Here is a 20,307-nt window from a genome sequence, read left to right as displayed (position 1 = left end):
TAAAATCAGTAGCACAGTTTAGGAGCACACCATGTGTGGCATCGTCGGCGTCGTTTCCCATCAACCTGTCAATCAATTGCTCTATGATGCATTGTTGCTCTTGCAACATCGCGGTCAGGATGCGGCAGGGATTGCGACCAATCACAGCAGTATGTTTTCCATGCACAAGGCCAATGGCCTCGTGCGTGACGTCTTCCGTACGCGCAACATGCGTTCGCTGCAAGGCAATTCGGGCATCGGTCACTGTCGCTATCCGACGGCCGGTTCGTCGAGCGAAGAGGAAGCACAGCCGTTTTATGTGAATGCGCCGTTCGGCATCACCCTGGCGCACAATGGCAACCTGACCAACTGGGAACAGTTGAAGCAGGAAATGTTCAAGAACGACCGCCGCCACATCAATACCGATTCCGACTCGGAAGTGCTGCTCAACGTGCTGGCGCATGAAATCCAGGAAGCGACGACGGGCCTGAACCTGGACCCGGACGCCATCTTCAAGGCCGTTACCGTGCTGAACCGTCGCGTCAAGGGTGGCTATGCTGCCGTGGCGCAAATTGCCGGCGTGGGCTTGCTGGCCTTCCGCGACCCGCACGGCATCCGTCCGCTGTGCCTGGGCATCAATGAAAGCGAGCAGGGCACCGAGTACCTGATCGCCTCCGAATCCGTGGCCCTGGAAGGCATGGGCTTCCGTTTCGTGCGCGACATCGGCCCCGGTGAAGCCGTCTTCATCGATGCCGACAAGCAATTGCACAGCCGCCAATGCGCGGACAATGCCAGCCTGAATCCCTGCGTCTTCGAATTCGTCTACCTGGCCCGTCCCGACTCCGTCATCGACGGCGCTTCCGTGTACGCCACGCGCCTGAAAATGGGCGAATACCTGGCCGAAAAGATCCGCACCGAGCTGCCAGGCGTGCATATCGACGTGGTCATGCCGATTCCCGACTCCTCGCGTCCGGCCGCCATCCAGCTGGCCATGGCGCTGAACATCGAGTACCGCGAAGGCTTCATCAAGAACCGCTACATCGGCCGCACCTTCATCATGCCGGGCCAGGCGGCGCGCAAGAAGTCCGTGCGCCAGAAGCTCAACGCCATCCCGTCCGAATTCAAGGATAAAGTGGTGCTGCTGGTCGACGATTCCATCGTGCGCGGCACCACCAGCCGCGAAATCGTGCAGATGGCGCGCGAAGCGGGCGCAACGAAGGTCATCTTCGCCTCGGCCGCGCCGCCGGTCATCTTCCCGAACGTGTACGGCATCGACATGCCGACACGCGACGAGCTGATCGCCTACGGCCGCACGACGGAAGAAGTGTGCCGCGAAATCACGGCCGATTACCTGGTGTACCAGGATATCGGCGCGCTGAAGCAGGCCATCGCCGACGTCAACCCGGCCCTGACCAGCTTCGAGGCCTCGTGCTTCGACGGCGTGTACGTGACGGGCGACGTGTCGCAGGAATACCTGGACCGCCTGGAATATGCGCGCCACCATCCGAAGGCGGCAGCGCCGGAAGACACGCCACGTTCCCAGCTGAACCTGAACCTGGCAACGACAGAAGCGTAATTATCTTGCCCGGCTAGCGCCGGGCTTTTTTTGCTCCGCGATCATGAACGATAAAAAAAACTACGGCTTTACCACTACCATCCTGCATAACGACCGCCGCAAGGGCATCGAGCATGGCTCGCTGCACAAGCCCGTGCACACCTCCGTCGCGTTTGGTTACGCCGATGCGCGCCAGCTCGCGTCCGTGTTCCAGGGCAAGGAGCCGGGCTTCCGCTACGGCCGCCAGGGCAACCCGACCGTTTCCGCGCTGGAAGACAAGGTCAACAAGATGGAAGACGGCGTGGCGACCCTGTGCTTCGCCACCGGCATGGGCGCCATCGGCGCCGTGGTGCAGTCGCTGCTGCGCGCGGGCGACCACGTCGTGTCGTCGGCATTCCTGTTTGGCAACACCAACAGCCTGTGGCAAACGGTGACGGGGCAGGGCATAGGCGTGTCCTTCGTCGATGCCACCGATGTCGCCAACGTGGCGGCCGCCATCACGCCGACGACGCGGATTGTTTTCGTGGAAACCATCGCCAACCCGCGCACGCAGATCGCCGACCTGCAAAAAATCGGCGACCTGTGCCGCGAGAAGGGCATCCTGTATATCGTCGACAATACGATGACGACGCCCTACCTGTTCCGTCCGAAGGCCGTGGGCGCGGGCCTGGTGGTCAACGCTCTGACGAAATCCATCGGCGGCCACGGCAATGCGCTGGGCGGCAGCTTGACGGACACGGGCGTGTTCGACTGGACGCAGTATCCGAATATTTTCGAGAATTACAAGAAGGCGGCGCCCGCGCAATGGGGCATTGCGCAAATCCGCGCCAAGGCCTTGCGCGACTTCGGCGCCTCCTTGGGGCCGGAAGCGGCGCACCATATCGCCGTCGGCGCGGAAACCATGGCCTTGCGCATGGACCGCACCTGCTCGAATGCCCTGGCGCTGGCCACCATACTGGCCGCCGACCCGCGCGTGGCCGCCGTGCATTATCCCGGCTTGCCGTCGCACCCGCAGCATGCGCTGGCCAGCGAGCTGTTCCGCAGCTATGGCTCGCTGTTCAGCTTTGAGTTGATGGATGGCATCGACTGCTTCGATTTCCTCAACCGCCTGAATCTGGCCATTCCCGCAAGCAACCTGGGCGACACGCGCACCCTGGTCATTCCCGTCGCCCACACGATTTTCTATGAGATGGGGGCCGAGCGCCGCGCCAGCATGGGCATCGCCGAATCGCTGATCCGCGTCTCCGTCGGCATCGAGGACGAGGTGGATCTGCTCGAGGATTTCCGCCAGGCACTTGATGTCTAAGTTGCCGGACAAATGAAAAGGGCCGCAACAGTCATGCTGTTGCGGCCCTTTGTTTTTCGCCGTTCAATGGTAATGTCTTCGTGCCTTCAGAAACCGTAGCGGGCAAGCCCAATATCGGGTTGAGTAGCGGAGCTGTACATTGTACGGGGGGCGCCCAGCTAGCGAGCAACGGATGCCCGAGAGTGGGCTGCGCAGTAGGTTTATGAGGGCGCGTTCAATCAATGCCAGCTGCGCATCAAGCCCACGGCCAGGCCTTCCAGGGCAAATTCATCTTCCGGTGACACGGTGATGACCTTGAAGTCGGGGTTTTCCGGCAGCAGTTCGATGACGGAGCCCGTCTTCTTGTAGCGCTTGACGGTGACTTCGTCGCCGATGCGGGCGACGACGATCTGGCCGTTCTTGGCGCTGTCGACCTTCTTCACGGCCAGCAAGTCGCCATCCATGATGCCGGCGTCGCGCATGGACCAGCCGCGCACCTTCAGCAGGAAGTCGGGCTTGGCCGAAAACAGGGCCGGGTCGACGTTGTAGCTCGCTTCCAGGTTTTCCTGCGCCAGGATGGGTGAACCGGCTGCCACGCGGCCGATCAGGGGCAGCGACATCAGCAGCGCTGCCGGCACCTTCGCCGGCAGCGTTTCGGCCGCCGCGCCGATCAGGCGGATGCCGCGCGAGGTGCCGGGCGAAATCTCGATCGCGCCCTTGCGGGCCAGGGCCTGCAAATGCTCTTCGGCCGCGTTGGCCGATTTGAAGCCCAATTCATTGGCGATCTCGGCACGGGTGGGAGGAAAGCCCGTATTTTCAATCGCGTCCTTGATCAGGTTCAGGATTTGTTCTTGTCGTGCTGTCAGCTTGATCATGAGCGGTGGGTGCATACTAAAATGCTGTCTATATGAACAGTCTGTATTTTTGTACAGTATCGCCCACTATGCAAGGGGATTTCGGGCTTTTTCGCCGATTTTCAAAGAAAACCTGCTATCGGGGCAAGAAAGGTGGCGGCCGGCAGGCGCGGCGCAAGCAATCATTGAATAGTTCGCAAAAGGCGGTTATAATCTTCGGCTGACCTTCCCACACCCGTCTTGACGCCGGGGTGGGCGATTATCAATCCGACCTGAAGGAGTTTGCATGCGTCATTATGAAATAGTCTTTATCGTCCATCCGGACCAAAGCGAGCAAGTGCCCGCGATGATCGAACGCTACAAAGCCAGCGTAACCACCCGCGGCGGTTCGGTTCACCGCGTGGAAGATTGGGGCCGCCGTCAAATGGCTTACTCGATCCAAAAGCTGCCTAAAGCACACTACATCTGCCTGAACATCGAATGCGACAACGAGACCCTGGTCGAGTTGGAAACAGCATTCAAATTCAATGATGCCGTGTTGCGTCACCTGACCGTTAAAATGAAGAAAGCTGAAACAGCTCCTTCGCCGATGATGAAATCGGTACAACGCGAAGACGCGGCCAAAAGCCACCGCACCGAAGCACCAGCAGCCGCTCCAGCCGCAGCCGCTTAATTTTTGACCAGGATCGTGCGCTGAACCAGCTACAAGTAACCGCCATCATTGCCGAGCGCGAAATATTGCGCTATACCCCGGCAGGGCTGCCGATTGTGAATGCAGTATTGCAACACAGTTCGCAGCAGATGGAAGCAGGAATTGCCCGTTTGACCGAGTTTGATGTTGCCGCGCTAGCCGCTGGCGAAATCTCAGGCCGGTTCAGCCAGGCAAGCTTGGGTGGGGTGTATCAGTTCACGGGTTTCCTGGCCAGAAAGAGCCGCAACAGCAAGAGTTTGGTGTTTCACATCATTGATTTTAGTGCAGTCATTCCCGACTAGCGCATTTTAGATACAGGAGCCTGACATGGCATTCGGTAAAAAGTTCGACAAAAATAAGCTCAAGCTTAAAGAAAAACGCAAACAGCAAAACCCTTTGTTCAAACGTAAGAAGTTCTGCCGCTTCACGGCAGCTCACGTTGAGCAAGTCGACTACAAAGACGTCGACACGCTGAAAGACTTCGTCCAGGAAAACGGCAAGATCATGCCAGCACGCCTGACCGGTACCAAAGCGCACTACCAGCGCCAAGTCGACACCGCAATCAAGCGCGCTCGCTTCCTCGCGCTGCTGCCATACACCGATCTGCACCACGCTTAATCGGTCAGATATTCCTGGAGAAGAACTATGCAAATCATTCTGTTAGAAAAAGTTGTAAACGTCGGTAACCTCGGCGAAGTCGTCAAAGTCAAAGACGGTTACGCACGTAACTTCCTGATCCCGCAACGCCTGGCACGTCGTGCTACGGCAACCGCCGTGGCTGAATTCGAAGTCAAGCGCGCCGAACTGGAAAAAGCTGCAGCTGCCAAACTGGCCGCATCGCAAGCCCAAGGCGAAAAACTGAGCGGTCTGACCGTTCAAGTTGCTCAAAAAGCTGGCGTCGATGGCCGTCTGTTCGGTTCCGTCACCAACTTCGACATCGCTGAAGCGCTGACCAAGCAAGGTTTTGCTGTTGAAAAAGCACAAATCCGCATGCCTACCGGCCCGTTGAAGATCGTTGGCGAGCACAACGTTTCGGTTGCTCTGCACACCGACGTGGTTGTGGAAGTTGTTATCGCTGTCGTACCAGACGCGAACGCGTAATCGTCTGCGGGCCTGGCCCGCACGCGCTGCCGCACTATGAAAAGCCGGGTTCGCCCGGCTTTTTTGTGGCCTTTTTTTCGCTCAATTTCAGCCCTTTATTTTTGCCAGCACGCCGAAGCGGGTATAATTCGCGCCATGAACGCCCCCTCTGATCCGCAACTGGATTCCCTCCGTATTCCGCCGCATTCGATCGAAGCAGAACAATCCGTCATCGGTGGTCTGCTGCGCGACAATGCCGCGTATGACCGCATCGCCGATTTCATGCATGCGGAGGATTTCTATCGCTATGACCATCGCATCATCTTCGAGCAAATCGTCAAGATGGTTAACGCTTCCAAGCCAGCCGATGTCATTACTGTTTTTGAAACCCTGACCCAGCTCGGCAAGGCCGAGGATGTGGGCGGACTCGCTTACCTGAACGCCATGGCGCAAAACACGCCATCGGCCGCGAATATCCGGCGCTATGCCGAGATCGTGCGCGACCGCGGCGTGCTGCGCAAACTCATCACCGTCGCCGACGATATCTCCGGCACGGCCTTCAGCCCGCAGGGCAAGGAAGTCAAGCAGATGCTTGACGAGGCCGAGTCAAAGATTTTCGCCATCGCCGAAGAGGGCGCGCGCGGCGCCCAGGGCTGGACCGCCATCCAGCCTTTGCTGACGCAGGTGGTCGAGCGCATCGACGAACTGTACAGCCGCGACAACCAGAGTGAAATCACGGGCGTGCCCACCGGTTTCATCGACCTGGACCGCATGACCTCCGGTCTGCAGCCGGGCGACCTGGTGATCGTGGCGGGACGTCCGTCGATGGGCAAGACGGCGTTTTCCGTCAACATCGGCGAGAACGTGGCCATCGACAGCGGCTTGCCCGTGGCCGTGTTCTCGATGGAGATGGGCGGCGCCCAGCTGGCCATGCGTATGCTCGGCTCCGTCGGGCAGCTGGACCAGCACCGCCTGCGCACGGGCCGCCTGAACGACGAAGACTGGCCACGCCTGACGAATGCCATCCAGAAGATGAACGATGCGCAGCTGTACATCGATGAAACGCCGGCGCTGAACTCCATCGAATTGCGCGCCCGCTCGCGCCGTTTGTCGCGCCAATGCGGCAAGCTGGGCCTGATCATCGTCGATTACTTGCAGCTGATGTCGGCCAATACCCCTGGCGACAACCGCGCCACGGAGATTTCCGAGATTTCGCGGGGCTTGAAAGGCCTGGCAAAAGAACTCGGCTGCCCCGTGATCGCGCTGTCCCAGCTGAACCGCTCGCTGGAACAACGCCCGAATAAACGTCCCGTGATGTCCGACTTGCGCGAATCGGGCGCTATCGAGCAGGATGCCGACGTGATCCTGTTCATTTACCGCGACGAGGTGTATAACCCCGACTCGCCAGACAAGGGAACGGCCGAAATCATCATCGGTAAACAACGTAACGGTCCAATCGGCAGCATCCGCCTCACCTTCATGGGGCAGTACACCAAATTTGGCAATTACAGTGGTGGCCTGGCGCTTTACCAAGGCGACTAAGACTCAGCAGCACTGGCAATTCCATCGGCCGCCCCCTCATACGGGGCGGCTTTCTGTAGTAAATAACACGACTCAATGCTTAACGGAGAATGACATGTTTGGACGCTTGATGCCCACTGAGGGCAAGTTTTTTGAATTGTTTAACCAGCACGCGGAATTGTGCGTCAAGGGCGCCAAAGAGATGCTCGGCCTGATGACCAATTTCGATGACCTGGAAAACCGCGTACATGCGATCGAAAGCATCGAGAAACAGGCGGACAAAGTCACCTACGCCACCGTGGAAATGCTGCACAAGACCTTCATCACGCCGATCGACCGCGACGACATCCATCAGCTGATCACGCGCCAGGACGACATCCTCGACCTGCTGGAAGACGCGGCGCAAACCGTGTCGCTGTACGACCTGAAGGCCGTCACGCCGGAAGCCAAGCGCCTGGCCGAACTGGTGCTGGCCTGTACCGAGAAAGTGCGCGACGCCGTCGCCATGCTGCACAACATGGACAACTCGCGCAAGATCGTCGCCATCTGCGAAGAGATCGACCGCCTGGAATCGGATGCCGACCATGTGATGCGCGCCGCCATGTCCAAGCTGTTCCGCGACGAACCGGATGTGCGCAACCTGATCAAGCTGAAAGCGATCTACGAAATTCTGGAAACCGTGACCGACCGTTGCGAAGATGTGTCCAATATTATCGAAGGCATCATCGTCGAAAACGCGTAAGCGTTGGGCCTGTCCTGAACCAGAATCAGAAAAGAACATATAATGACCATACAAATCAGCATCTACGTGCTAGGCCTGTTGATCGTCCTCGCGCTGCTGTTTGACTTCATGAACGGCTTCCACGATGCCGCCAACGCGATCGCCACGGTGGTCTCGACGGGCGTGTTGAAGCCGCAGACCGCGGTCGCCATGGCCGCCACGTTCAACTTCGTCGCCATTTTCGTCTTCCACCAGCTGACCGTGGCCGCCACGGTGGGCAAGGGCACCATCGACCCCACGGTGGTGGACCAGTACGTGATCTTCGGCGCGCTGATGGGCGCCATCTTCTGGAACCTGTTTACCTGGTACTACGGCATTCCCTCGTCATCCTCGCACGCCCTGATCGGCGGCCTGGTGGGCGCCGCCGTCGCCAAGTCCGGCACCGGCGCGCTGGTATCGGCCGGCCTGTGGAAGACCGTTGCCTTCATCGTCATCTCGCCGTTGCTGGGCTTTATCTTCGGCTCCATCATGATGCTGCTGGTGTCGTGGATTTTTGTGCGCTCGACGCCGCGCAAGGTCGACAAGTGGTTCCGTCGCCTGCAGCTGCTGTCGGCCGCGGCATACAGCCTGGGCCACGGCGGCAACGATGCGCAAAAAACCATCGGCATCATCTGGATGCTGTTGATCGCCGCTGGCTATTCCAGCGCGGCCGATGCCATGCCGCCGCTGTGGGTCATCATCTCGTGCTACACGGCGATCAGCTTCGGCACCCTGTTCGGTGGCTGGCGCATCGTCAAGACCATGGGGCAGAAGATCACCAAGCTCAAACCCGTCGGCGGCTTCTGCGCCGAAACGGGCGGTGCCATCACCCTGTTCGTGTCGACGGCGCTGGGCATTCCCGTGTCGACGACGCACACCATCACGGGCGCCATCGTCGGCGTCGGCTCGTCGCAGAAGATGTCGGCCGTGCGCTGGGGCGTGGCGGGCAATATCGTCTGGGCCTGGATTTTCACGATTCCCGCTTCGGCCTTCGTCGCGGCCATCGCCTGGTGGATTGGCCACCACATCATGTGATGGATAGCCAACGCCAGTAAAAAGGGAGCCTTGCGGCTCCCTTTTTTCATGCGCCGGCCAGTTCCACCGTCAGCCCCTCGCAGGCGAGGAAGACCTGCAGGCCGGCGAGGCGGTCCGCGTAGCGGCCCATCACGTCGGCAAACACGGTTTCGAGCTGCTCGTCGCTGCGCGTCGGCTCGTGGTGGGTGCAGTACAGGCGCCGGGCGCCGCAGCGCAGGGCCAGGTCGAAGGCGGCGTCGAACGTGCCATGGCCCCAGCCCTGCTTGCCCGGGTACTCCTCGCGCGTGTAGGAGCAATCCATGATCAGCGCATCGACGCCATCGACCAGCGCATCGATGCCGGCCTGGCGCTGCGCGTTGCGCGCTTCGCACGCCGCGTGCTCGGCGTGGCCGGGCGCATGCAGGTTGTAGAACGGTTCGTGGTCGCCGCTGAAAAACAGCGCGGCGCCGGCGCAGTCGATGCGGTAGCCCAGGTTGATGACGGGATGGTTCATCTCCGCGCTGCGCACGCTGGCGCCGCCCACCTCGACGGTGTCGCCGGGCGACAGGGTGCGGTACTCGATGCTGGCCGCCATCGCCGCTTCGCTGACGGGAAAATAGCTGTTTTGCAGCTGGACCGCCATCACGTGCTCGATGCCGCGTCCGGCCACGGCATCGTAGGCGCCATGCAGGCGCATGCGGTTGCCCGCCACGAACAGGGGCGAGAACATGGGCAGGCCGTGGATATGGTCCCAGTGGCTGTGCGTGATGAAGACGTGCGCATGTACCGGCTGGCCGGCCGGCAGCTGCTGCGCCAGTGAAAAGATGCCGCTGCCTGCATCGAGAATGATCAGGCTGTCGTCGTCGGTGCGCACTTCGATGCACGTGGTGTTGCCGCCATAGCGGGCCGTGCGCGGGCCCGGGGAGGGGATGGAGCCGCGCACCCCCCTGAACGTGAATTTCATTCAGTACCTTGTTACTGTGTAATTATTGTTGATTCTATTCTAATTAATGAGATTGGCGCCAACATTTATGTGTGTTGCAACAGGGAAAGTTATTTCATTTTGTTGTAACTAAGTAATGTACAGTGCGCGGGGTGGCCGTTACACTGGCGCTTGCCCACTTCCTGTTCCCTTACCTGATCGCCATTCACATGCCTCAGCTGCACCCTGAGAAAATCGCCCACCGGCTCGAGCAATTGACCGAACTCAGTGTCGCATTGGGGCACGGCCAGGGTGGACAGGGGCGCGATATCGGGCCGCTGCTGCAGCGTATCGTGCTGCTCGCAAAAAGCATGAGCGGCGCCGACGGCGCCACCCTGTACCGGCCGGCAGCCGATGGCCGCCAGCTCGATTTCCACATCAGCGTCAACGACAGCCTGGGCATCGTGCAGGGCGCGGACGTCGGCTTGCCCGGCGTGCCGCTGTTCGACGATGCCGCCCAGCCCAACCTGGCGTCCGTGGCCGCGTATGCGGCCAACCTGCGCCGCTGCGTGAACATCGCCGACGTGTATCGCGACGAGGCCTTCAATTTTTCCGGCATGCGCGATTTCGACCGCCATCACGGCTACCACACGCAATCGATCCTGACGGTGCCCATGAGCGACCACGAAGGGGACTTGATCGGCGTGCTGCAGCTGGTCAATGCCAAGGACGGCGAGACAGGCCAGGTGCGCGCATTTTCGCCCACCGACCAGCGTTTCATCGAGGCGCTGGCGGCGCAGGCCGGGGTGGCGCTGACGAATCAGTTGCTGATCTCGCAGCTGGAAGAGCTGCTCGAATCGCTCGTCACCCTGATTAATATCGGCATCGATGAAAAGTCGCCGTACACGGGGCGCCATTGCCAGTTCGTGCCCGAGCTGACGATGCTGCTGGCCGACGCCGCGCACGCCACGCAAACGGGGCCGCTGGCCGATTTCCGGCTCAGCGACAACGAACGCAAGCAGCTGTGGCTGGCTGGACTGCTGCACGACTGCGGCAAGATCACCACGCCCGTGCACGTGGTCGACAAGGCGACCAAGCTGGAAACCATTTTCGACCGCATCGCGCTGATCGACACGCGCTACGAAGTGCTGCTGCGCGACGCCGAGATCGCGGCCCTGCGCCAGCAGGTGGCGCTGCCGCAGCAAGCGGTGGCCATCGCCAGCGCGCTGGCGCAGGAGCAGGCCGCGCTGCGCGAGGAGCGCGACTTCATCCGCAGCGTCAACATCGGCGGCGAAAGCATGGCGCCGGCCGACCAGGAGCGCGTGCGGCAAATCGCCAAACGCCGCTGGCGCGCGGCCGACGGCCAGCTGCGCGACTTCCTCGACGCCGACGAGACGGAAAATCTGACCATCCGCGCCGGCACCCTGACGGCGGCCGAGCGGGCCATCGTCAACAACCATATCAGCGTGTCGATCCGCATGCTCGAAGCGCTGCCGTGGCCCAAGCACCTGCAGAAGGTGCCGGAGTATGCGGGCGGCCACCATGAACGCATGGATGGCAAGGGCTATCCGCGCGGATTGACCAAGGAGCAGATGTCGGTGCCGGCGCGGCTGATGGCCATCGCCGACATTTTCGAGGCGCTGACGGCGCGCGACCGGCCGTATAAGAAGGGCAAGCCGCTGTCGGAATCCCTGCGCATCCTGGGCAATTTCAGCCTGAACGGGCATATCGACCCGGAGCTGTTCGATGTCTTCATCCGCAGCAAGGTGTATTTGACCTTCGCTGAAAAACATCTGCACCCGAGCCAGATCGATACCGTCGACGAGGCGGCCATTCCGGGCTACACGCCGTGAAGCGGGGCAGGCGCGCGGCGCTGGCCCCCCTCATGCGCAAGCACGGCGCGCGCTGGCTGCTGGGCATGCTGCTGACCATGGCTGCCGCCATCCTGTGCCTGGCCGGCAATGAGAACATCGCGCGGCTGGACGCCATGCTGGGCGACTGGCGCATGCGTGCCGAGGCGCCGCAGCTCGATCCCCGTATCGTCATCGTCGACATCGACGAAAAGAGCCTGGCGCAGGTAGGGCGTTTCCCGTGGAGCCGCGATATTCAGGCCCGGCTGGTGCGCCAGCTCACCGGCCATTACGCCGTCGCCGCGCTGGGCTTCGACATCTCCTTTCCCGAGGCGGACACCAGTTCCGGCTACGCCGTGCTGCAAGGCCTGGCGCATGGCGAGCTGGCCGGCGTGGCGGGCTTGCCGGCGCAGCTGGAAAAACTGCGCCCGGCCATGGATTACGATGGCCTGTTCGCCGACGCCATGCGCGGCCAGCCCGTGGTGCTGGGCTACAGCGTCTCCGGGCGCCAGACCAAGGGAACGCTGCCCCGGCCTGCCTTTACCGTGGCCGACCTGAATGGACGCGCCGTCACCGCCTACGTGGCGCGCGGCTACGAAGCCAATATCGCGCCGTTGCAGGCGGCCGCGCAAGGCGCCGGCATCTTTACGGCGCTGACCGATGCCGATGGCGTGGTGCGTTCCTCGACCCTGCTTACGCGCATCGGTGAAGGCTACTATCCCTCGCTGTCGCTGGCCACGGCTGCCGTCTACCTGCAGGCGCGCGCCATCGCCCCCCGTTTCACGGCCACGGCCGACAGCTTGTCGGCGCGCCAGCTGGAAAACGCGGGTCTTGAACACATCGTGCTGTTTTCGCCGCGCGGCGCCACGGCGATTCCCGTGGGCGAGGCCCTGACCACCACGGTGCAGTACCGCGGCACGGGCGGTCCCGATGGCGGTGCGTTCCGCTATGTATCGGCGTCCGACGTGCTGGCCGGCAGCGTTGCGCCTGCGCTGCTGAAGGGCGCCATCGTGCTGGTGGGCACCACGGCGCCGGGCCTGAACGACATCCGCGCCACCCCCGTCAATGCCGAATTTCCCGGCGTGGAGGTGCACGCCAACCTGATCAAGTCCATCCTCGACGGGCGCTTCAAGGCACGCCCCGACTATGCGCTGGCGCTCGAGCTGGTGCAGATCCTGCTGTTCGGCGTGCTGCTGGCCGGCGCTCTGGCCGTGCTGCCGCCGGCCGGCGTGATGCTGGTCACGCTGGGGGCGCTGACCCTGACCATCGCACTCAATCTGTACCTGTACGCCGTGCGCGACGTGGTGCTGGGGGGCGCCGTGGTGGTGCTGCTGATCGTTGCCCTCTTCATCGTCAACCTGGCCTGGGGCTATTTTTTCGAGGTGCGCAAGGGCCGCGCGCTGGTGGCGCGCTTCGGCGAATACGTGGCGCCCGAACTGGTGGCCGAGATGGCGGACAATCCGCAGCGCTACACCATGGATGGCGAAAACCGCGAACTGACGGTGCTGTTTGCCGATGTGCGCGGCTTCACGGCCATCTCCGAGCAGCTGTCGCCGGCGGCGCTGCGCGAATACATCAACGAATACCTGACGGCGATGTCGCACGATATCCGCGACAGCCATGGCGGCACCCTCGACAAATACATTGGCGACGCCGTGATGGCCTTCTGGGGCGCGCCCGTTGCCTTCCCCGACCATGCCAGCCGCGCCGTGGCCAGCGCGCTGCTGATGCAGCAAAGCGCGGCGCGCCTGAACGGCGAGTTCGCCGCGCGGGGCTGGCCGCCGCTGCGCATCGGCATCGGCCTCAATACGGGGCCCATGCACGTGGGCGACATGGGTTCGCGCATCCGCCGCGCCTACACGGTGATGGGCGACAGCGTGAACCTGGCGGCGCGCCTGGAAGGCGCCAGCAAGCGCTATGGCGTGGGCATCGTCGCGGGACCGGCCACGCGCGCGGCGGCGCCCGAATTCCTGTACCGCGAACTGGACATGGTCAGGGTGCTGGGCAAGCAGGAAGCGGTGGCCATCTTCGAACCGCGCTGTCTGCTGTCCGACGCCACTGCAGCCGAACTGGCACAGCTCGGGCGCTGGCACGAGGCACTGGCCCGGCTGCGCGCACGCGACTGGCATGCTGCCGCCGCGCTGATAGGGCAATTGCAGGCGGATTTCCCCGACGACGGCCTGTATCGCCTGTATGCGGCGCGCGTGGAAGCCTACTGCCGCACGCCGCCTGCGGCCGACTGGGATGGCGTGACGGCACTGGATAGCAAATAGGTAGCTGGCGACGGAGAAAATGTTGTTGATTAAATTATCTTTCATCCTTGTATGCACGATGTATGCTGCGCTGCGACGAAAATGGGGAAAAAACGTCAGAAATTTCTGACTGGAAACTAAAAGCCGTCTAAAATTTGCCTTCAATCCATTGCTGGACACGCTGCCGCTGGCGCCTGCTGGGCCGCGCACGGGTCCGGTTAGACAAGAAATCCTTCACATGACATATCGTTTGGTGCACCTGCTTGCGGGTTCCGCGCTGCTGTTCGCCGTCGGCGCCGCCGGCGCTGCCATTTCCCTGGACCAGGCCGCAGCGCCGGCGGCCGAAGACAGCGTGCCGCGCTTCGACATCAGCCGTTTTGACGTTCAGGGCAACACCCTGCTCGACGCCTCCCAGGTGCAGGCCCTACTGGCGCCGTTCACGGGCCGCCAGCGTGACTTTTCCGACATCGCCCGCGCCGTCGAGGCGCTGGAAAACGCCTACCGCGCGCGCGGCTACAGCGCCGTGCAGGTGCAGTTGCCCGAGCAGGAGCTGGATCGGGGCGTGGTGCGCCTGAGCGTGCTGCAAACGCCGCTGGGCAAGGTGGTCATCGGCGGCAACGTCCATGTCGACGACGCCAACGTGCGGCGCGCCTTGCCGTCTCTTCGCGAAGGCGAGACGCCGAATCTGTCCGCCCTGTCGCAAAGCCTGAAACTGGCCAATGAAAATCCGGCGCGCAAGATCGAAGTGCGCCTGCAGGCCGACGAGCAGGCGGACGCCAAGGCGGATGCCATCGACGCCATCGTCACGGTGGCCGACGAAGCGGCGTGGAAGGCCATGCTCAACGTGGACAATACGGGCGCGGCGCAGACGGGCAAGACGCACGTGGGCGTGGTGCTGCAGCATGCGAATCTGTGGGGGCGCGACCATGTGGCCAGCCTGCAATATACGAGCAGCCTCGAAAAGCCGGACAAGGTCGGCGTGTATGGCGCCGGCTACCACGTGCCGCTGTACGCGCTGGGCGACTCGATGGATTTCTTCGCCAGCTATTCGAACGTCGATTCGGGCAGTGTCTCGGCCGGCATTTTTGCCCTGGCCGTCAGCGGCCAGGGCAGCATGGCCGGCATCCGCTACAACCAGAACTTTGCCCGCCGCGACGATTTCGAACCCAAGCTCGTGTATGGCATCGATTACAAGGCTTACCGCAACAGCGTGCAGCTGTTCGGCATGGAACTGGGCGCCGACGTCACCGTGCACCCGCTCAGCGTCAGCTACATTGGCGCCTGGACCCTGCCCACGGGCGAAACCAGCGTGGCGCTGACGTTCGCACACAATATTGCCGGCGGCAAGCATGGTGCGCAAGCCGATTTCGATCGCGTGCGCGCGCATGCCAAGGCCGCCTATAACACCTTGCGCCTGAGCGTCACCTCGGGCCGCGTGCTGGCCGATGACTGGCAATGGCGCGGGCTGTTCAACGCCCAGGTCACGCCCGACGCGCTGGTGCCAGGCGAGCAGTTCGGCGCCGGTGGCGCATCCTCGGTGCGCGGTTTTGACGAGCGCGAAGTGGCGAACGATTCCGGTGCCAGCCTGAACCTGGAACTGTACACGCCGAACTGGTGCGCGCAGGCGTCCGGCTATCAGTGCCGTGCGCTGGCTTTCTATGACACGGCCTGGCTGCGCCGCAACCATGCGCTGCCCGGCGAAAGCGCTTCGCAAGGCATCAGCAGCGGGGGACTCGGCATGCGCCTGCTGTTGAGCCGCTACGCCAATCTGCAACTCGATTACGCGCATGTCGTCAATGGCGGCGACACGGGCCGGCGCGGTGCCAGCCGCCTGCACTTCCGACTCGCCTTGGCTTACTAGTATCAGGATGAACACCATGCATAACCATGTCCACCACGCTTCCGCCTTCGTCCTGACGCCGCCCTACGGCCCGCCCCTGCGCCGCACGGCGCTGGCGCTCCTGCTGGCCAGCTGCTTCGGCGCGGCGCAGGCCAACCCCGCCTTGCCGCAGGTGGTCAATGGCCAGGCGACGTTCAACCAGCAAGGCAATATCTTTTCGATCACGAACACGCCCAACACCATCATCAACTGGCAGAGTTTTTCCATCCATGCGGGCGAAATCACGCGCTTCATCCAGCAAAACGGCAATAGCGCCGTGCTCAACCGCATTACGGGACAAGACCCCAGCAAGATCCTGGGCAGCCTGGAATCGAACGGCAAGGTGTTCCTGATCAATCCGAACGGCATCGTTTTCGGCCAGGGCGCGAAAGTGGACGTGAATGGCCTGGTGGCGTCCAGCCTGGGCATGTCGAATGAAGATTTTTTGTCCGGCAAGCGCCAATTCACGGCCGGTGGCGTGGCCGGCGGCGTCAGCAATGCTGGCGTGATCAATGCGGGCAAGGGCGGGCAAGTGCTGCTGATCGCGCCGAACGTGGAAAACACGGGCATCATCACGGCGCCGAACGGGGAAGTGATCCTGGCGGCCGGACGCAGCGTGCAGCTGGCCGATCCCGGCAACCCGGACTTGCGCGTGCTGGTCTCGGCGCCACAGGACCAGGCGCTGAACCTGGGCCAGATCATCGCCCAGGGCGGCAGCATCGGCCTGGCCGGCGCGCTGGTCAGCCAGCGCGGCGTGCTCAATGCCAACAGCGCCGTCGTCGGCGAGAATGGCCGGATCGTGCTCAAGGCCAGCGGCAAGGCCGTGCTTGAAGCGGGCAGCGTCACCAGCGCCACGGGAGCCGCCGGCAAGGGCGGCGAAATCGCCGTGCTGGGCGACCAGGTGGGCTTGTTCGGCGATGCGAAGGTCGACGCCAGCGGTGCCACGGGCGGCGGCACGGTCTTGCTGGGCGGCGACTTCCAGGGCAAGAACGCGGCCGTGCAGAATGCGCGCCAGGTAGTGGTGAACAAGGATGCCGGCATCGCTGCCGATGCGACCGACAGGGGCCAGGGCGGCAAGGTCATCGTTTGGGGCACCGAGTCGGCGCAGGTGCACGGCAGCATTTCCGCGCGTGGCGGTGTCCATGGCGGCGATGGCGGTTTCGTCGAAACGTCGGGCCACTCCCTGGCCGTCGACGGCATCCGGGTCGATACGGGCACGCGCGCAGGCAGCGGCAAGCGCGGCACCTGGCTGCTCGACCCCTATGATATCGAGGTGGTGGCGGGCTCGGGTGGCAGCCTGGGCAATGTCGACGATTTTACCCATGGTTCGCCAACCGGCAGCACCAGTATCGGCGCCAGCGTCATTTCCAACGCAAACAGCAATGTGATCCTGCAGGCGACGCACCATATCAACTTCAGCAGTGCCGTGGACATGGTCAACACCGGCATCGGCCTGACCGCCATGGCGGGCGAGACGATCAACGTGTTTGCCCCCATCACGACCAAGGGCGGCGCCGTGATGCTGTCGGCCAACGATGCCAGCAGTACCGGCGGCGCCTACGGCCTGGGAGCGAACGTCAATCTGGATGCGGCCATCACCAGCAATGGCGGCAACGTTTCTCTTTCCGGCGCCAGCGTGACGGGCAGCGGCGTGGTCAATGTCGGCAATGGCAATCTGAGCCTGCTCGCGAATATGGCAGCCGGCGGCATCAGCCTGTCGGGCAGTGGCAGCCAGCTGATCGGCAGCGGCATCGCCGGCCAGACGGTGACGTTGCAGGCAGACAATGTCAGCCTCGCCGGCGGCATCAATTTCGGCGCCACGGCGGGCGGCGCAAGTGTGCTCATCAAGCCTTTGAACAGTGCGCGCGGCATCGACCTGGGCACCAAGTCGGGCACGGCCCTGAGCTTGAGCGCGGCGGAACTGGCCGGCATCTCGGCGTCGTCGCTGACCATCGGCGACGGCACGAACACGGGCGGCATGCAGATATCGGGCGCGCTCGCCAGAACCGGCGACCTGCACATCAATTCAGGTTCCACCATCACGGCCACCGCTGCCGTGACCGTGGACGGCATGTTTGCCCTGGACGGCGGCAACTGGGTACAAAACGGGGCCACCTTGCCAGGATTTGGCGCCAGGAACTTTGTCATCGGCAGCGGCGCCAGTTTCCTGCGCGTGGCTGGCGGCGATGGCGGCACGTCCGCGCCATACCTGATCGCCGATATCTATGGCTTGCAAGGCATCGGCAGTCTCGGTCTCGGCAACAGTTATCGCCTGGCGGGCAATATCGATGCCAGCGGCACGGCAAACTGGAATGGCGGCAAGGGATTCATCCCCATCGCCGGCGGCGGCGCGGCCTATTCCGGCGTCTTTGACGGCGCCGGCTTTGCCATCGGCAACCTGGCCATCGATGGCCGCAGCTACGATTCGTCCGTGGGCTTGTTTGGCACCCTGCAGGGCGGCACCTTGCGCAACCTGACGCTTACCGGCGGCAGCGTCGCGGGCAACGCGAACGTGGGCGCGCTGGTGGGCAATGTGCTTGGCGGCACGATCGACAACGTCAGCAGCAGTGCCGCCGTCAGCGGCCAGCGCAATGTGGGGGGGCTGGTCGGCAGTAACGGCGGGACGATCTCGGCCTCCGGTGCCAGCGGCGCGGTCAGCGGCCTCAACTCCGATGCGGCGGGCAGCATCGGCGGCCTGGTGGGATTGAACCAGGCGGGCGCCAGCATCACGGCGTCGATGGCGAGCGGCGCGGTGACGGGCACGCGCGCCATGGTGGGTGGCCTGGTGGGCAATAACGAGGGAGCGGTGGCCCAGTCGTATGCCACGGGCGCCGTCAGCGGCGCGGCCAATATCGGCGGCCTGGTGGGGCGCAATGGCGGCACCATCAGCAATGCCTACGCCACCGGCGCCGTCGGCGCAGCGGCCAATAGCGACCCGGCGCTAAGCCATGAAAACCTGGGCGGGTTGATCGGCTGGAGCGTGGCGGGCAGCAGTGCCAGCAATGTCTACAGCAGCGGTGCCGTGTCTGGCAACGGTTTTGCCGCCAACACGGCGGGCGGCGTGGTGGGCCGCGCCGACCCGGGCGCGGTTGTGTCATTTGCCTTCTGGAATTACGAGACGGCCGGCATCCAGATGGACCAGGGCGGCGCCAGCGGCCGCACGACAGCCCAGATGCAGCAGCAGGGCAGCTTCAACGGCTACGATTTCAGCAGCGTCTGGCGCATCTACGACGGCTACACGACGCCGATGCTGAAGGCTTTCTTGAAGCCGCTGCAGGTGAACGTCACGGACAATGCCAGCGGCAAGGTCTACGATGGCCAGCTGGCCGCCTTCCTGGGCACCATCGGCTACGTGGGCTTGCTCGATGGCGACACGGGTGTCAATGGCAGCCTCGGCTACGGCAATGCGCTCAACGTGGGCAATTACAACTTGACGGGGCTATGGTCGGCCAAGTACGACATCACCTTGGGCGGCACGACCACCTTCGCCATCACGCCGCGCATCCTGACAGTGAGCATGGCGGGCAATGGCAAGGTCTATGACGGCACGCTGGGCTATGACGGCGCCAGCTTTACGCTGGGCAATGTGGTGACGGGCGATAACGTCAGCATCAGCGGCAGTGCCGCTTTCCTTGACAAGAATGCAGGCAGCGGCAAGGCCGTGCATGCAAGCGGATTGGTGCTGGGCGGCAATGAACTCGGCAACTACAGCCTGGCCAGCAGCACGCTGGACGGCACGGCGGACATCTCCGCGCGCCTGTTGAACTATGGCGTTTCGGGTGCCCAGAGCCGCGTCTACGACGGCACGACCAACGCCACCCTGAATGGCTATTTCGAAGGCCTGGTATCAGGCGACCAGGTCGCCATGGCCGGCTTGCTGGGCAGCTTCCGCGACAAGAACGCCGGCAATGGCAAGGTTGTGGATTACCAGGTCTCCACCGGGCATCTGACAGGACAGGACGCAGGCAACTATGTGCTGAACGCCAATAGTGGCAGCACGACAGCCGACATCGCCGCGCGCACACTGAATGTCAGCTTGAGCGGCGTCAACAAGACCTATGACGGCACCGTTGCTGCCGGCGTGACGTTCGGCGACGACCGGATCGCTGGCGACACCCTGACGGTGGCGGGCAGTGCGGTATTTGGCGACAAGAATGCGGGCGCTGGCAAGACCGTCAATGTATCGAATGTTGCGCTGGGTGGCCTCGATGCGGGCAACTACGTGCTGAACGCGAATGCCGGCAGCACGACGGCCGATATCGCCGCGCGCACGCTGAACGTGAGTATGAGCGGCGTCAACAAGACCTATGACGGCACTGTTGCTGCCGGCGTGACGTTTGGCGACGACCGGGTCGCCGGCGATACGCTGACGGTGGCGGGCAATGCGGTATTTGGCGACAAGAATGCGGGGGCTGGCAAGACCGTCAATGTATCGAATGTTGCGTTGGCTGGCCTCGATGCGGGCAACTACGTGCTGAGCGCCAGCTCTGGCAGCACCACGGCCGACATCGGCGCGCGCACGCTGAACGTGAGTATGAGCGGCGTCAACAAGACTTATGACGGCACGACGGGGGCCGTCATCCACTTCGGCGACGACCGGATCGCCGGCGATACGCTGACGGTGGCGGGCAACGCGGCGTTTGGCGACAAGAACGCGGGCGCTGG

The 20,307-nt window shown here is 62.9% G+C and carries 15 protein-coding genes; 13 read left to right on the top strand and 2 right to left on the bottom strand.

Translation table 11 applies throughout. The annotated features are described in order from the left end of the window. Window positions 1-31: 31 nt before the first annotated feature. Window positions 32-1,555 (top strand): amidophosphoribosyltransferase, encoded by a 1,524-nt coding sequence (purF, locus tag AC07VL_RS15515; RefSeq protein WP_494806654.1) that lies wholly within the window; start codon window positions 32-34, stop codon window positions 1,553-1,555. A 43-nt stretch (window positions 1,556-1,598) separates the two neighbouring features. Continuing rightward, window positions 1,599-2,840, top strand: coding sequence for a cystathionine gamma-synthase family protein (locus AC07VL_RS15510; protein ID WP_494806653.1), 1,242 nt, complete (start codon window positions 1,599-1,601; stop codon window positions 2,838-2,840). Between the two features lie 218 nt (window positions 2,841-3,058). Here the strand turns inward: AC07VL_RS15510 and lexA are convergent, their stop codons facing one another. Then, entirely contained in the window at window positions 3,059-3,694 is a 636-nt protein-coding gene (lexA, locus tag AC07VL_RS15505; RefSeq protein WP_131372306.1) for a transcriptional repressor LexA, read from the bottom strand. Between the two features lie 265 nt (window positions 3,695-3,959). Between lexA and rpsF the strand changes: the two genes are divergently transcribed. From rpsF to AC07VL_RS15470, 7 genes are all read left to right on the top strand, one after another. Then, window positions 3,960-4,346: a 30S ribosomal protein S6 gene (rpsF, locus tag AC07VL_RS15500; RefSeq protein ID WP_010400028.1), complete on the top strand. Its 387-nt coding sequence runs from the start codon at window positions 3,960-3,962 to the stop codon at window positions 4,344-4,346. 20 nt (window positions 4,347-4,366) lie between these two features. Next, window positions 4,367-4,666, top strand: coding sequence for a primosomal replication protein N (gene priB / locus AC07VL_RS15495; protein WP_086144118.1), 300 nt, complete (start codon window positions 4,367-4,369; stop codon window positions 4,664-4,666). Window positions 4,667-4,691: 25 nt separating this feature from the next. Then, a complete protein-coding gene (rpsR, locus tag AC07VL_RS15490) occupies window positions 4,692-4,982 on the top strand; it encodes a 30S ribosomal protein S18 (RefSeq protein ID WP_010400024.1) in 291 nt (96 codons plus the stop codon). 27 nt (window positions 4,983-5,009) lie between these two features. Then, a complete protein-coding gene (rplI, locus tag AC07VL_RS15485) occupies window positions 5,010-5,465 on the top strand; it encodes a 50S ribosomal protein L9 (protein ID WP_034783456.1) in 456 nt (151 codons plus the stop codon). Between the two features lie 135 nt (window positions 5,466-5,600). Beyond that, window positions 5,601-6,986, top strand: coding sequence for a replicative DNA helicase (locus tag AC07VL_RS15480; RefSeq protein ID WP_071322553.1), 1,386 nt, complete (start codon window positions 5,601-5,603; stop codon window positions 6,984-6,986). A 94-nt stretch (window positions 6,987-7,080) separates the two neighbouring features. Further along, on the top strand, window positions 7,081-7,707 hold the full coding sequence (locus AC07VL_RS15475; protein ID WP_010400015.1) for a DUF47 domain-containing protein: 627 nt from the start codon (window positions 7,081-7,083) through the stop codon (window positions 7,705-7,707). Between the two features lie 39 nt (window positions 7,708-7,746). Next, window positions 7,747-8,760, top strand: coding sequence for an inorganic phosphate transporter (locus AC07VL_RS15470; protein WP_290603382.1), 1,014 nt, complete (start codon window positions 7,747-7,749; stop codon window positions 8,758-8,760). Window positions 8,761-8,806: 46 nt separating this feature from the next. On the opposite strand, the gene AC07VL_RS15465 is transcribed toward AC07VL_RS15470, so the two are convergent. Then, a complete protein-coding gene (locus AC07VL_RS15465; RefSeq protein WP_494806652.1) occupies window positions 8,807-9,703 on the bottom strand; it encodes an MBL fold metallo-hydrolase in 897 nt (298 codons plus the stop codon). Between the two features lie 188 nt (window positions 9,704-9,891). On the opposite strand from AC07VL_RS15465, the gene AC07VL_RS15460 reads away from it, so the two are divergent. The 4 genes from AC07VL_RS15460 to AC07VL_RS15445 form a co-directional block, all read left to right on the top strand. After that, window positions 9,892-11,514 carry a GAF and HD-GYP domain-containing protein gene (locus AC07VL_RS15460; RefSeq protein WP_494806651.1) on the top strand — a complete coding sequence of 541 codons (1,623 nt, stop codon included), beginning with the start codon at window positions 9,892-9,894 and terminating at the stop codon, window positions 11,512-11,514. Between the two features lie 32 nt (window positions 11,515-11,546). Beyond that, a complete protein-coding gene (locus AC07VL_RS15455) occupies window positions 11,547-13,784 on the top strand; it encodes a CHASE2 domain-containing protein (protein ID WP_494806650.1) in 2,238 nt (745 codons plus the stop codon). A gap of 217 nt (window positions 13,785-14,001) precedes the next feature. After that, window positions 14,002-15,624, top strand: coding sequence for a ShlB/FhaC/HecB family hemolysin secretion/activation protein (locus AC07VL_RS15450; protein ID WP_494806649.1), 1,623 nt, complete (start codon window positions 14,002-14,004; stop codon window positions 15,622-15,624). A gap of 16 nt (window positions 15,625-15,640) precedes the next feature. Next, the coding region (locus AC07VL_RS15445; protein ID WP_494806648.1) for a beta strand repeat-containing protein at window positions 15,641-20,307 on the top strand (4,667 nt) is incomplete at its 3' end.

Source organism: Janthinobacterium sp. GW821-FHT03C08 (assembly GCF_059420905.1).
Note: the sequence above shows the minus strand (reverse complement) of the source record. Positions and strands in the feature narration are given on the sequence as shown.

Coding starts and splice junctions, on each gene's coding strand:
- purF (WP_494806654.1), top strand. CDS start 32: ATGTGTGGCATCGTCGGCGTCGTTTCCCATCAACCTGTCAATCAATTG.
- AC07VL_RS15510 (WP_494806653.1), top strand. CDS start 1,599: ATGAACGATAAAAAAAACTACGGCTTTACCACTACCATCCTGCATAAC.
- lexA (WP_131372306.1), bottom strand. CDS start 3,694: ATGATCAAGCTGACAGCACGACAAGAACAAATCCTGAACCTGATCAAG.
- rpsF (WP_010400028.1), top strand. CDS start 3,960: ATGCGTCATTATGAAATAGTCTTTATCGTCCATCCGGACCAAAGCGAG.
- rpsR (WP_010400024.1), top strand. CDS start 4,692: ATGGCATTCGGTAAAAAGTTCGACAAAAATAAGCTCAAGCTTAAAGAA.
- rplI (WP_034783456.1), top strand. CDS start 5,010: ATGCAAATCATTCTGTTAGAAAAAGTTGTAAACGTCGGTAACCTCGGC.
- AC07VL_RS15480 (WP_071322553.1), top strand. CDS start 5,601: ATGAACGCCCCCTCTGATCCGCAACTGGATTCCCTCCGTATTCCGCCG.
- AC07VL_RS15475 (WP_010400015.1), top strand. CDS start 7,081: ATGTTTGGACGCTTGATGCCCACTGAGGGCAAGTTTTTTGAATTGTTT.
- AC07VL_RS15465 (WP_494806652.1), bottom strand. CDS start 9,703: ATGAAATTCACGTTCAGGGGGGTGCGCGGCTCCATCCCCTCCCCGGGC.
- AC07VL_RS15460 (WP_494806651.1), top strand. CDS start 9,892: ATGCCTCAGCTGCACCCTGAGAAAATCGCCCACCGGCTCGAGCAATTG.
- AC07VL_RS15455 (WP_494806650.1), top strand. CDS start 11,547: ATGCGCAAGCACGGCGCGCGCTGGCTGCTGGGCATGCTGCTGACCATG.
- AC07VL_RS15450 (WP_494806649.1), top strand. CDS start 14,002: ATGACATATCGTTTGGTGCACCTGCTTGCGGGTTCCGCGCTGCTGTTC.